At 35.5% G+C, this 13863-nt stretch carries 13 protein-coding genes and 2 pseudogenes; 11 read left to right on the forward strand and 4 right to left on the reverse strand.

Annotated features, from left to right (window positions below; genetic code table 11):
* Positions 1–336 precede the first annotated feature (336 nt).
* From C794_RS01185 to C794_RS01195, 3 genes are read right to left on the reverse strand one after another with little or no spacing between them, the layout of a single operon-like run.
* Positions 337–666 carry a thioredoxin family protein gene (locus C794_RS01185; protein WP_017795308.1) on the reverse strand — a complete coding sequence of 110 codons (330 nt, stop codon included), beginning with the start codon at positions 664–666 and terminating at the stop codon, positions 337–339.
* Between the two features lie 18 nt (positions 667–684).
* Entirely contained in the window at positions 685–2820 is a 2136-nt protein-coding gene (locus tag C794_RS01190) for a heavy metal translocating P-type ATPase (RefSeq protein ID WP_017795309.1), read from the reverse strand.
* On the reverse strand, positions 2810–3181 hold the full coding sequence (locus tag C794_RS01195) for an ArsR/SmtB family transcription factor (protein ID WP_017795310.1): 372 nt from the start codon (positions 3179–3181) through the stop codon (positions 2810–2812). Before C794_RS01195 ends, C794_RS01190 begins: the two co-directional genes overlap by 11 nt.
* 157 nt (positions 3182–3338) lie before the next feature.
* Between C794_RS01195 and C794_RS01200 the strand changes: the two genes are divergently transcribed.
* The 4 genes and pseudogenes from C794_RS01200 (at position 3339) to C794_RS01215 (ending at position 6236) form a co-directional block, all read left to right on the forward strand.
* A complete protein-coding gene (locus C794_RS01200) occupies positions 3339–4259 on the forward strand; it encodes an aminoglycoside phosphotransferase family protein (RefSeq protein ID WP_017795311.1) in 921 nt (306 codons plus the stop codon).
* A 46-nt stretch (positions 4260–4305) separates the two neighbouring features.
* Positions 4306–4610, forward strand: a pseudogene (locus C794_RS21325) (isochorismatase family protein); the annotation flags it as partial.
* Positions 4611–4830: 220 nt separating this feature from the next.
* A pseudogene (locus C794_RS19565) lies at positions 4831–5783 on the forward strand (phosphotransferase enzyme family protein).
* Between the two features lie 123 nt (positions 5784–5906).
* Positions 5907–6236 (forward strand): YflT domain-containing protein, encoded by a 330-nt coding sequence (locus C794_RS01215; protein WP_017795314.1) that lies wholly within the window; start codon positions 5907–5909, stop codon positions 6234–6236.
* Between the two features lie 53 nt (positions 6237–6289).
* Here C794_RS01215 and allD read toward each other — a convergent pair whose 3' ends face one another.
* Positions 6290–7303, reverse strand: a complete 1014-nt coding sequence (gene allD, locus C794_RS01220; protein ID WP_017795315.1) for an ureidoglycolate dehydrogenase — start codon at positions 7301–7303, stop codon at positions 6290–6292.
* Positions 7304–7397: 94 nt separating this feature from the next.
* Between allD and C794_RS01225 the strand changes: the two genes are divergently transcribed.
* The 7 genes from C794_RS01225 to C794_RS01255 are packed head-to-tail and all read left to right on the forward strand — an operon-like array spanning position 7398 to position 13843.
* Positions 7398–8072, forward strand: coding sequence for a GntR family transcriptional regulator (locus C794_RS01225; protein WP_017795316.1), 675 nt, complete (start codon positions 7398–7400; stop codon positions 8070–8072).
* Between the two features lie 28 nt (positions 8073–8100).
* Positions 8101–9114 (forward strand): TRAP transporter substrate-binding protein, encoded by a 1014-nt coding sequence (locus C794_RS01230; RefSeq protein WP_017795317.1) that lies wholly within the window; start codon positions 8101–8103, stop codon positions 9112–9114.
* Complete coding sequence (locus C794_RS19570) at positions 9114–9599, forward strand: TRAP transporter small permease (protein WP_017795318.1); 486 nt, start codon at positions 9114–9116, stop codon at positions 9597–9599. The genes C794_RS01230 and C794_RS19570 overlap by 1 nt, the downstream gene beginning before the upstream one ends.
* Positions 9596–10870 (forward strand): TRAP transporter large permease, encoded by a 1275-nt coding sequence (locus C794_RS01240; protein ID WP_017795319.1) that lies wholly within the window; start codon positions 9596–9598, stop codon positions 10868–10870. The genes C794_RS19570 and C794_RS01240 overlap by 4 nt, the downstream gene beginning before the upstream one ends.
* A 15-nt stretch (positions 10871–10885) precedes the next feature.
* Positions 10886–11902: a zinc-binding alcohol dehydrogenase family protein gene (locus tag C794_RS01245; protein WP_017795320.1), complete on the forward strand. Its 1017-nt coding sequence runs from the start codon at positions 10886–10888 to the stop codon at positions 11900–11902.
* Positions 11903–11921: 19 nt separating this feature from the next.
* Positions 11922–12995, forward strand: a complete 1074-nt coding sequence (gene uxuA, locus C794_RS01250) for a mannonate dehydratase (RefSeq protein ID WP_017795321.1) — start codon at positions 11922–11924, stop codon at positions 12993–12995.
* On the forward strand, positions 12992–13843 hold the full coding sequence (locus C794_RS01255; protein WP_139136376.1) for an SDR family oxidoreductase: 852 nt from the start codon (positions 12992–12994) through the stop codon (positions 13841–13843). The genes uxuA and C794_RS01255 overlap by 4 nt, the downstream gene beginning before the upstream one ends.
* Positions 13844–13863: the final 20 nt, after the last annotated feature.

The following is a 13863-nucleotide window of genomic DNA, read 5'->3' on the forward strand; positions in this document are numbered from 1 at the left end:
AAAATCTAGCCTCGTTTTCTTTGTGTTTCAGTTTTTAATTTAATGAACCAATTTCATAATTAATATATTTAGTATAAAATTCGAATGTTGTGCTGTTTGATTTCCATTATAGACGGACGCGTTTTTAGCAGGCACGGCCTCAGCTAACTTGAAAAGAAGAACACTTTTCAAGTGGATCTTCAGTTCGTTATTCTGAGCAGGGGTCGCCGTCTTCCATTACAATCAAAGCCGAATCCAAGCAGCTACATTAAAGGAATAATAAACCATACTCAAGGAGTTTTTTCTTGATAACGTCTTTAAATTATTCAATACATGTCTAGTTAAATTGGGTTTGTACTAGATATCTAGTATAGCTCGTTCTAGGTTTTGTTTTAATTGATCGATACGAATAAATCGGCTTTCCCTAAATAATTCTTTTTGCTCTAGAAGCAAAAACATGGTAGGTACCGTAAATACTAGGTATTCTCCTGCAATTTCTTTCACTTCATCTGCATCGACTTTTCCTACTTGGATTTGTGGGTAGTCACTTAATAGCTCTTGAACCTTTGGCCACACGGCATGACAAACACTACAGTTTTCTCTAGAAATATATATGAATGATAATTGATTGTCCCTCGTAAATTCTCTAACCATCTCGATAGAAGTTAGTTGTGTGTATTCTTTCATACAGCGACTCCTTTTTAGTTATGCGTCATCTTTTACTCTAAGCAGGCGTAAGCTGTTGAGTGTTACGATTAATGTTGCACCAATATCTGCAAAGATTGCTAACCAAAGCGTTAACCATCCTGGAATAACGAGTAATAGGGCTGCTAGTTTAATTCCTAATGAAAAGATAATGTTTTCTTTAATAATTCTTAGCGTTTTCTTACTTAAGTTCATCGTATATGGTAATTTATTAAGGTCATCCGACATTAATACGATATCAGCGGTTTCTAAAGCGGTATCGGTACCTGCACCACCCATTGCAATGCCGACAGTAGAAGCTGCGAGTGCTGGAGAATCGTTAATGCCATCTCCTACCATCGCTGTTTTTTGATGGTTAGTTGATAACTCTTTAATGTACTTCAATTTATCTTCTGGCAATAGATTTGACTTAACATTGGTGACACCGACTTGATTTCCAATTGCTGAAGCAGTATTGTGATTGTCACCTGTTAGCATGACAGTATTCATACCAAGCTTATTTAGTTTTATCACTACATTTTTTGATGCTTCTCTAACTTTATCTGCAATGGCATATAACGAGAGAATATCTTGATTAGTTCCTAGAATGATCACCGTTTTTCCTTCTAATTGTAAGTCTTCTATTTGTTTTTGGATAGTTGAATCGATGGATGTGTGTAAATCTTTAAAAAAGTCAGGGCTACCAACGTAATAATCTTTGTTGTCTAGCGTAGCTTGAACACCTTTTCCTGTGATCGATTTAAAGTTTTCCATTTCCACATTTTTAAATATAATGTTATTCTCATCCGCTTTACGTATAATCGCAGCAGCTAGTGGATGCTGGGAACCATTTTCAATAGCGGCGATGAGTGATAAGTTATAATCTTCTTCGCCTTGATAGGATACAATATTGGTTACGTGCGGTACACCTTCTGTTAAGGTACCTGTTTTATCAAAAGCGATAGTCTGTAGTGATCCAGTCTCTTCTAAATACACGCCACCTTTAATCAGTACACCATTTTTAGCGGCATTACCAATTGCAGTAACAATTGCAACGGGAGTAGAGATTACAAGTGCACAAGGGCAACCAACGACTAATATAGCTAATCCTTGATATACCCAAGTACTCCAATCTCCTGTGATAGCTGAAGGAACAATCGCCACCATGAGAGCAACGAGCATGATTACTGGGGTATAGTATTTAGCAAATTTATCTACGAAAGCTTGTGAAGGCGCACGTTCCGCCTGTGCCTCCTCTACAAGATGAATAATCTTGGAGATAGTGTTATCTTCCACTTTTTTCGTAACACGTATTTCTAATAATCCATCTACATTAAATGTACCTGCAAAAACTTCATCGTCCGTCATTCGAGCAACAGGAATACTTTCGCCCGTAATAGCTGATTGGTTAACAGATGAAGATCCTTTGATGACAGTGCCATCCATCGCTATTTTTTGTCCAGGTTTCACAATCATAATATCGTTTATCTGTATGTCGTTGACATCGACTGTTTGCTCTATATTACCTCTGCGTATAAGTGCTTCGTTTGGTGCGATGTCCATTAGAGACTGAATGGAATGTCTCGCTTTATCCATAGAAAATCGTTCTAATGCTTCACTTATCGCAAATAGAATGACGACCGCTGCGCCTTCTAACCATTCTCCTATTAATGCTGCACCAATAACGGCGATAGTCATTAATGTATTCATATCAAACTGGAACTGGATTAAATTCTTGAGTCCTTTGATAAATAGAGAGTAGCCGCCAATCAGAATTGCTGCGCCAAAACCTATAGTTGGTATCATACTTTGTTCATTTAAGGAATAACTAGCGATAAGACTGATAACTATAATAAAAGCGGCAATGTAGAGACGGATATTGTCTTTTTGTTTCCAAAAAGAAATCTTCTTTTTGGATTTACGTTCTCTTTCATCTGAGATTTTTAGATTCTCAAACGAACCTGCTTTTTCTAAATCTTGAATGGTTGTATTTCCCTCAACATATACTTTAGATGCTCCAAAATTTACTTGAGCATTCTCAACACCAGGTAATTGTTTTACATTGTTTTCAAACTTTGCTGCACAGTTTGTACAGCTTAAACCTTGTATTCGATATGTTTCTGCATTAGGATTAGTGTTTATTTGACTATAAGACATGGTTTTCCCCCTCTTGATGATGAATTAGTGCAATAGATACAAGTTGACGAATATGATCATCATCTAGAGAGTAGAAAGCGAGCTTTCCTTCTTTACGGTAGTTCACAATTCCTTGTTTATATAACGTTCTCAAATGATGAGAAGCTGTTGCGACTGATGTCTCGATGATATTCGCAATATCACAAACACAAAGATCATCTTCTTCACATAAAGCATAAGTAATTTTCGCTCTATTTTGATCAGATAAGGCTTTGAATATTTTTGCCATACCTTCTAAATCATTGTTTTTCATCTTGGATTGAACACGATTAACCTTTTCTTCATTATGACAATATATATCGCAAGTATCTTTAGTTATCATAAAATTCACGTCCTTATTCAAATATTCATTTGATTGTATTGTATTACTAAATTTATTTATATTCAAGTATTCGTTTGAATGTTAGTTTGTATACTCTCATAAAGGAAAATAAAGATAAAGATAGAATAGTAAGTAGAGGTGGTTAAAGGGGGATATGATGACTAATCAAGGATTAATAAGAAAAATACCAGAATTACGTGAATGTAAGGAAATTATCCAAATTGAAAAAGGGTTCTCTGCTGATAAGAAATATATTATTCATACAGAGAAAAATCAGAAACGATTACTACGTATATTTGATTGCGCTGATATGAAGCAGAAACAACTAGAATTTATGGTGTTGAAGAAAATGGAAGAAAACCAAGTAGCCTGTTCCAGACCTAAAGCCATTGGTGAGGTGGGTCAGCATGGGTATATGATTACTTCATATATCGAAGGAGAAGATGCGGAAATAGAAGTCCTCAAACTATCTGAAGAAAAGCAATTTCAGGTGGGCGTAGAGGCGGGAGAAGAACTGAAGAAGATACATAGACTTCAAGTGCCACCACAGATTTCTTCTTGGTATTCCAGAAAAGTGATCAAACACCAAAGTTATATGGAAGCTTATCAAAATTGCGGAGTACAAGTAAAGAATGATGAAAAAATCATACGTTTTATTAAAGACCATATGCATTTGATGAAAGATCGTCCGAATGTATTTCAGCACGATGATTATCACCTTTCTAATCTGATTATTAATAACGGCGAGTTCGCAGGAGTCATTGATTTCAATCGATACGATTGGGGAGACCCTGTTCATGAATTCTTGAAAATTGGTATTTTTAGCCGGGAAATTAGTATTCCATTTTGTACTGGACAGATTAAAGGCTACTTCAGTGGAAGAGAACCGGATGAAGGGTTTTGGCGATTATATTCTCTTTATCTTGCAATGTGTGTGTTCTCGACAGTTGTATGGACATTGAAAACGATACCAGAGAATTTGAATCAGATGTTGGATAAAGTATACACATTTCTAGAGGATCACAATTATTTTGAAGAGATTGTACCGAAGTGGTATAGAAGGGAAGGAGGGTATTGATTTGATCAAGCAACTACTTTTAATTATTGATGTGCAACAAGATTTGGTGGAAGGAAATGATACAGAATCGCCTGTTTTCTTGAAGGATCAACTTATAAGTAATGTTAATACTGTGATTGAAAAAGCACATAAAGAAAATATTCCTGTCGTATTCGTGATGTGGCAGGAGGTAAAGGAGAGGGATTTGAAGTTCATCGCAACATACATGTACCGGAAGATGCGAGATTTTTTAATAAATCGGCAACAAATGCTTTCTACGGGACTGGTCTATTAGAGTATGTAAAGGCTGAGGAGTTTAACCATTTAATTATTATGGGCTGTGAAACCCAGCACTGTATTGATAGTGCTGTTCGAACTGCTACTATTAATGGCATGGATGTAACACTTGTCGGAGACGGACATTCAACGAAAGGCAATGAAGTGTTAAGTGGAGAACAAATTATCCGACACCATAATACAACCCTCCACGGTCATTATAATGTAGATCATTTTTCTGTCGTTCGGAATTCAAATGAAGATTTATTTATTCCTACTCATGATAACTATAGGTGAATAAAGAGGGAAATAATATATGAACACAAAAATACTCAAATTATTAAATGAGATATATCCACTGCAGATTACTGAAATTGAAGTGATAACAAATGAACTGTATCGATGTAAGGCGGATAAAGGGCAGTTCTACGCCAGAATTACCAACTATAAATCCTTTGATGAACAAATAGATGAAATTCGTTATACGAAGTTCTTATATGAAAATGGGATTAGCGTCCCTGCTGTTATTCCTTCTTTGCGCCATAATCTCCTTGAAACAATTACATTAGACAAAGCGTATCTCACTGTTATGAATGAAACAGCTCCAGGTGTTCATCTTCAAAGAAAGGAATGGAATAGTTTTATATTAAGGGAACTAGGAAGGCAAATAGGAAAGTTGCATCGAGTATCTCGTCAATATGAACAAGCATTTCCTGAAAATCATATCAATCATTGGTATGACAATGAAGAATATGCGTTTCTGAAGTACATTCCTGAGAAGGAGAAGAAAATTAGAGAAAGACAGCACAACTCTTAAATGAGATTAAAGGATTGCCTAGAGGAGTTATGAACTATGGATTACTTCACGGTGATTTATGTTTAGAGAATGTTTTAGTAGATAAGGATAGCAATATAACGATGATAGACTTCCAAGACTGTGAGAAACATTTTTATATTTTTGATTTAGCGGTTACGATATATTCAGCCATGGAATACTCTTTCACTGGTAATGAAAATATTACGGATTACGGAAGGTCCATTGCTGCCGCAATAATAATTGGATATCAAGAACAGCATCATCTATCACAAGAAATGATAGATAAGTTACCTCTGTTTATTAGATTAATAGAGATGTTTGAATATAGTTTGATGCATATGTATTGGAATCAAGATACGCTAAGTGAGGAACAAGTGTGGATTATGAATCACTTTAGAATTAAGATAGAAAATAACCATACTTTATTAAATCTAAGTGAAATGTATATTTGATCGGCAATTATTGATATTAGCAATCTATTATTAGTTGGCGTATTTTACCTTCCATAAAAATGATTAACTTTATTAAAACTGGGAATACAGATTATATAATCAAATTAATAGGAGGTAAATATCATGCCATTTGTAAAAGCTTATACAAACGATGAAGCACTAGAAAAGGATATTAATACGTTAAAAGAAAGTGATATTAATTCTAAAGAAATTTTTGTGTTATCACATGATGATGATCGTACAGCAAGAATTGTTAGCAATACGGATATTTCAGGAATTGACTATAATAAAGAAAACATCGGTTCCTTTGAAAAACAAGGTGATGAATTAAGAGAAAAGCTTATCGAATTAGGAGTAGCAGACGCAGAAGCTCATGAATTCGAAGAGGATATGGATGAAGGAAAAGTCTTTTTAATTGTCAAAGATGAAAGAGCACAAATAGTGCTAAAATAAAGGATACAATGTAGAAATCGCTTGGAGCTTAAGCTTCAAGCGATTTATTGTGTCTAATAATTTTCTGATTCGTTTTTAATATAGGTATATACTGATTTTGGTAATGGAATCCCTTCTGTTTCTCTCTTTTTAGCTGTTATATTTTCTATCTCTCCTGGAATAAATACTCTTTCTACATGAGTGCTAGGAGTTGTGTTACGTAATTCTTGAATCATAGCGTCGAGTCTTGTTGTGAATACTTCAATTGATACGAATTTAGATGGGTCAATTGCCATGAAGAAGTGTCCAAGTTCCCTGTTTTTATCATAATCTCCATACATTTTAGATATATGTGGTCCAAAAGCAGCTCCTGTAAGCATAGAAGAGAATATTTCTACTACCATTGCTAAGCCATATCCTTTTGGACCTCCGAATGGTGACAATGCTACAACTTCATTAGGATCTATTGTAGCTTCTCCATTGTTGTCTACCCCCCAACCATGAGGAATTTTCTCTCCTTTTTCTTTGGCATTTAATATTTTCCCTAATGCAACAGTGCTTGTAGCGAAATCTAAAATTATTGCTTCTTCTTTATTTGTCGGAAAACCGAAGGCGATTGGATTTGTACCAAAGAATGGTTCTGCCCCACCAAATGGAACAACTACTTTATCCGTATGGGTCATAGCTATACCAATCAAGTTATTCTTTGCAGCTTGTTGAACGAAATACGATAACGCCCCACAGTGACTACTGTTCTGTACTGCAACTGCACCAGTCCCTGTTTGTTTAGCTTTTTTAATTGCTATGTTCATTGCTTCTTTGGAAATATAATGTCCAAACCCATTATCACCATCTAAAATGCTAGTGGACGGGGATGTGTCTGTTTCTTGCAATACCGGCTTAGGATTGATTCCGCCTTCTTTAATTCGTTTAATATAGTGTTCTACTCTTAATACGCCATGTGAATCAACCCCTCTGAGGTTAGCGTGAATAAGTACGTCAGTAATGATATTAGCGATCTCTTCTTCAATGCCATATTTTTCGAATACTTTTTTGGTCATTTGTGTTAACTCATCTTTAAGAATCATATTAAATACACTCCTTTTTTGAAAACGCTTAAATTAATACTAGCATACTTGTATGGTAGTATGGTAGAATTATTTTCAGAAAGGAGCGAATTATATGTTAAACAGGACGAAATTTAAAAATTCAACAAGAGATTTTGTATATGATACAATGCGAGAATCTATCATGAACCTAGAAATGCCACCTGGTAAAGCTATCTCAGAGAAAGAAATTGCTGAAGAATTAGAAGTTAGTCGTACACCTGTTAGAGAAGCTTTCTTAAGGTTAACTCAAGATGAATTATTAACTGTTTTACCGCAAAGAGGTTCGTTTGTTGCACTTATTGATTTAGACCATGTAGAGGAAGCTCGTTTTTTACGTGAGCAAGCAGAAGTAGGGATTATTCGATTAGCTTGTGAAGTGCTAAATGAGAGTTATATAGAAAAACTCCAATCAAATTTGAGTGAGCAGAAGGAAGCAAGAGACAGTGATGATGAAAACACCCTGTACATTTTAGATAAAGAGTTTCATCGTATATTTGCAGAAGGGACGGATAAACATCGTGTGTGGAATGTTGTTCAAAAGATGGATACACATTCCAACAGACTTAGGAAATTAAGTATTGAATTGAAATTAAATTGGAGAAAGCTAGTTGATCAACATGAGGCGATGCTGAATGCTGTTAAATCAAATAAACCAGATTTGGCTGAAGATATAATGCGTGAGCATTTATCACTCTTAATCTATGATCAAGAGGAGCTAAAAGCGAATTATCCTGATTATTTTTATTAAATAAAATGATAACAAGGGGTTGGCAATGATGATCAAAAAGTTAGTATTATTTGTTTTACTTACTTTCCTTTTCTTAAACGGTTGTTCAACAAATCAAAGTTCTGCGAAGGAAGAGGACGTTACACATTGGAAAATGACCCATATTTCCGATTCAAGCCATTTATGGCATCGTACAGCAGTTGAATTTGCAAATCTTGTAGAGGAAAAAACCAATGGAAAGGTAATAATTGAGTTATTTCCTAATAGCCAGCTTGGCAGTGAAGTAGATAATATTAATTCGATTCGTTACGGTGCTACGGATTTAACCATTACGGGGGAAACTTTAGAGGTATGGACACCGAATGCTGTTATGTTAGCGGTACCATATGCTTTTGAAAGCAATAATCATATGAGGGAGGTCATTGAAGGTGACATTGGGGAGAAAATCGAAAACGATATTAAGCGTGATATTGGTCTGACTCCTTTATTTTATATGGAACGTGCTCCACGAAACTTGACTTCAAACTATCCCATCTCAACACCGGATGATTTGCGAGGATTTAGTATGCGGGTTCCAAACGTACCGTTATTTTTAGATTCGTGGTCAGAAGCTGGTGCTCAACCACAAGTAATGAGTTTAAGTGAAGTATTTACTGGATTGCAACAGGGAGTTATTGATGGTCAAGAAAATCCCAATGACTTAATTGAAAGTAATGGATTTTATGAGGTGCAAAATTATTTAAATTTAACAGAGCATGTTCGTTCTTGGATTTATGTGGTAGTAGGTACGGAACAATTGAAAGCGCTACCTGAGAATCAACAAGAAGCAGTCAAAGAAGCTGCTGCAGAAGCAGAGAAGTATGCACAAGATTTATTAGAACAAGAGACAGAAGAAGTCCGACAAAGATTAATTGATGCTGGTATGCAAATTAATGAAGATGTTGATACAGATGCATTTCGTGAAGCAATGTTACCAGCGTTAAAAGAATATTTTAAAGAGGAACAATTAGAGCTTTACCAGGACATATTAGATGTTGCCGATGAAAACGGAGGTAATCAATAATGAATGTAATGAGAAAAATAGATAAAATTCTCGGAATAATAGCAATGTTATTATTTGCTGCTTTATTGTTAGTTGTTATTATTCAGATCTTAAGTCGTTATTTTCCGTATGATTTTATATGGACTGAAGAGCTTTCTCGGTATCTATTTGTCTATTCTATTGTAATAGCAGCACCACTTGCTTTAAGGAAACAAGAATTTATAAAGGTAGATATGCTTATAGAATTCTTGCCGAAGCATGTTCGAAGAATTTATGAGAGCGTAATCGCTGTTTTAATTTTGCTGTTTTCAGTGGTGTTATTCATCTATGGATTCAATTTAGTGACATTGGGTATAGATTTTTATGCTCCTACTTTAGGGTTTTCTATGGCGTATACCTATGCAGCAATTCCGCTATTAGCGGTTTTATTAATTGTTTACTCTGTAGTGTACATCATCGATCAATTTAGTATTGAAAGTCAAGAGAGTGAGGAGGAACAATTATGATGGCTTTATTGCTTTTTGGTCTGTTCTTAATACTCATTGTTACCGGTGTGCCAATTGCATTTAGTTTAGTATTATCTTCATTGGTTTATCTATTAATTGCAGGAGTACCGTTAACCGTTATTCCACAAACCTTATTTGCGGGCTTAGATTCTTTTGTCATGCTTGCGATTCCGGCATTCATTTTGGCAGGTAATTTGATGAATGCTGGTGGGATTACAAACCGTATTATTGACTTTGCGAACGCAGTAGTGGGTCATATAAGAGGTGGCTTAGGCTTAACAAACGTAGCTTCTTCTCTAGGATTTGCAGGAATATCTGGAACAGCTTTATCTGATACAGCAAGCATAGGATCTGTAATGATTCCAGCGATGAAAAAACAAGGGTATGGTGCTGGGTTCTCAGCAGCAGTAACTTCAATATCATCAACTGTGGGACCGATGCTACCCCCATCTTTACCAATGATTATTATTGGAACTTTAGCCAGTATTTCTATTGGTGATTTATTTTTAGCAGGTGCAATCCCAGGTGTATTATTAGCATTAGGATTTTTACTAGTTACATATATTATTTCTGTAAACCGTCAATATCCTAAAGGTGAAAGACAGACAATCGCTGTAGTTGGTAAAACCTTTATGGGAGCGTTTTGGGCGCTATTAATGGTAGTTATTATTCTTTGGGGGATTCTTGGAGGATATTTTACCCCAACAGAAGCAGCGGTAGTTTGTGTGGTATATGCATTTATTGTAGGGAAATTTGTTTATAAAGAACTGGACTTAAAACAAGTACCTGCTATTTTGCTTACAACGTTAAGATCAACAGCTTCCATTTTATTACTTGTAGGATTTGCAAATACTTTTGGTTGGATTTTAGTAAGTGAAGGTGTGCCACTTCTAATTGCAGATGGAATCCTTTCTGTTTCAGAAAATCCAATCTTTGTAACTTTATTAATTATATTGTTGCTCCTTATGGTTGGAATGTTTATGGAAACAATAGCAGCATTAGTTATTCTATTCCCTGTATTGTTGCCAGTTGCAGAAAGTATAGGAATGGATCCAATTCACTTTGGCGTGGTGATGGTATTATCCTTAATGATAGGTTTATCAACTCCGCCTGTGGGTGTTTGTTTATTTGTAGCATCAACATTCGCGGAAGTTTCAATTACCAAAACGATAAGAGAACTACTGCCTTTTTTTGGTATCGCAATTTTTGTGCTACTTGTTGTAGCCTTTGTACCTTCTCTATCTTTGTACCTACCGAGTCTATTTGAATAAAGGATGTGGAAAGTAATGAAAGCAATACAGGTTGAGAAACCAGGGAAATTAGAAATTGTAGAAATGAATAAACCTACTATAAAAGATGACTATGACGTCATTGTAAAAGTGAAAAGAGTTGGTATATGTGGTTCAGATGTTCACATCTACCATGGAACTAACCCATTTACCAAATATCCAAGAGTAATTGGTCATGAAGTATCTGGTGTAGTGGAAGAAGTTGGAAACAAAGTTGTTAGTATAAAAAAAGGTGATTTAGTAGCGTTAGAACCTATTATCTACTGTGGAGAATGTTATGCATGTAGAAAAGGTCAACCTAATGTATGCAAATCATTAGAGGTTTTTGGTGTTCATCGAGATGGAGGGATGAGTGAATGGCTTAAAGCTGAAGAAAAGAATTGGCATAAAGTCTCTAGTCATGTTTCTGAAGAAGCGGCGGCTTTAATTGAACCTTTAACAATTGGAGCGCAAGCAACGTATAGAGGAGAAGTGCGTGAAGGAGAGAAAGTTTTTATTATTGGCGCTGGTCCTACAGGTATTGCTTGTCTGTTATTAGCAAAAGAACGAGGTGCTACAGTATTCATCTCTGACTTCAATCAAACAAGATTAGATTATGCAGATTCTATTGGTGCAGATGTTACCATACAGCCTAAAAAAGTTAATGTAGCATCGGAGATAGATAGATTAACAGATGGAGAGCTAGCAAATGTTGTAATCGATGCCGTAGGATTACCTGAGACTTTTCAACAAGCAGTTGAACTTACTTCAATAGCGGGGACAGTAGTTACATTAGGTTTTAATGAAGAACCATCTTCAATACCGTCTCTGTTATTAACGAAAAAAGAATTAAAAGTTGTTGGATCAAGACTACAGTCACATCAGTTTAAAAATGTAATCGATAAAGTTAATGAAAGAAAGTTAGATCCAAGTAAAATAATTTCTCATCAATATCCAATGGAGCAAATAAAAGGTGCGTTTGATTTATTAGAAAACCATCCAGATGAAGTTAGAAAAATAGTACTAACATTTTAGTTTTAGGAGTGATTGAAGAATGCGAATGACATTTAGATGGTATGGTGAGAATAATGACTCTGTTTCATTAAAACATATTAAGCAAATTCCTGGTGTAGAAGGTTTGGTATGGGCATTGCATCATCGTTCAGCAGGAGAAGTATGGCCGTTAGAAGAAGTATTGGAAGTGAAAAAGCAAGCAGATAAGTATGGCTTTCACTTGGACGTTGTGGAAAGTATTAACGTTCATGAGGATATTAAATTAGGAAAGGAATCAAGAGATCAGTATATAGATAACTATAAGGAAAGTATTCGACATGTTGCAGCTGTAGGAGCGAAAGTTATTTGTTTTAACTTTATGCCTGTTTTTGATTGGACGCGTACCGACCTTTACAAAGAATTAGAGGATGGTTCAACGGCATTGTTTTACGAAACATCAAAAGTGAATCAAATGGATCCGACTGAGTTGATTAAGCAAATAACCAATTCAGGTTATACAATGCCTGGCTGGGAACCTGAACGTTTAAAAACTATTAAAAATTCATTTAAAGCTTATGAAGAAGTAGATGAAGAACAATTGTGGATAAACTTAGAATATTTTTTAAATGAGGTGTTGCCTGTAGCAGAAGAGGAGGATATCAAATTGGCTATTCATCCTGATGATCCGCCATGGCCAGTGTTCAATCTACCCCGAATTATTACGAATGAACGAGCTGTTGAAAGATATCTAGCAATTTCAGATAGCCCATCTCATTGTCTAACTTTATGTAGTGGATCTTTAGGTGCAAATCCTAATAATGATATCCCAGGTATTATACGAAGATTTCATAATCGGATTGCTTTTGCCCATGTTCGTAATGTGAGAATCTATGATAATGGTGACTTTATAGAAACATCTCATCGAACGAAAGATGGATCCGTTCCAATTGACGAAATTGTAAAAGCGTATCATGACACTGAATTTAAAGGATATATTCGTCCGGATCATGGAAGACATTTATGGAACGAAGAATGTCGTCCTGGTTATGGATTATATGATCGTGCTTTAGGTGTAATGCATCTTTGGGGATTATGGGATGCTTATGAATTAGTGAAGCAAGAAAGGAGTGAATGATATTGTTACCAATTTATGAAGGACTAGTTGGAAAAGTAGCAGTTATTACTGGTGGTAGCGGAGTATTATGTCAAGCAATGGCAAAAGAACTTGCACGTCAGGGTATGAAAATCGCTATTTTAAATCGTAATGTTGAGAATGGAGAAAAGGTTGCTGAAGAAATCATAGGACATGGCGGTATAGCAATAGCAGTTGGTTGCGATGTATTAAAGGAAAAGCATGTAAAGGAAGCTTATAAGATAGTAAAAAAAGAATTAGGAGAATGTGATTTATTAATAAATGGAGCTGGAGGAAATCATCCAGATGCTATTACAGACAAGGAGAAGTTTGAAGCAGGAGACATCGATGACAATACTGTAAAATCTTTCTTTGATTTGCAATTAAATGGATTTGACCATGTGTTTCAGCTGAATTTAGTCGGGTCACTTATTCCTACACAAGTATTTGCACAGAATATGGCTACACGCGGAGGGAATGTTATCAATATTTCATCCATGGCGGCACCTGCACCAATGACAAAAGTTCCAGCATATAGTGCTGCTAAAGCAGGTATAGATAATCTTACTAAATGGTTATCTGTTCATTTCGCGGAAGTGGGTATTAGAGTTAATGCGATTGCTCCTGGGTTCTTTTTGACCAATCAAAATAGAAATCTTTTACTAAATGAAGATGGTTCTTTATCTAACCGTGCAGAAAAAATCATTAATCATACACCACAACGTCGGTTTGGGAATCCGGAAGATTTATTGGGCACTTTACTTTGGCTCGCTGATGATAATACATCTGGATTTGTAACGGGAATAACAGTACCTGTTGACGGAGGATTTATGGCTTATTCTGGCGTATAAATATAAAATTATATATAAAC

Source organism: Oceanobacillus kimchii X50, assembly GCF_000340475.1.
In the GTDB taxonomy this organism is placed as follows: Bacteria; Bacillota; Bacilli; order Bacillales; family Amphibacillaceae; genus Oceanobacillus; species Oceanobacillus kimchii.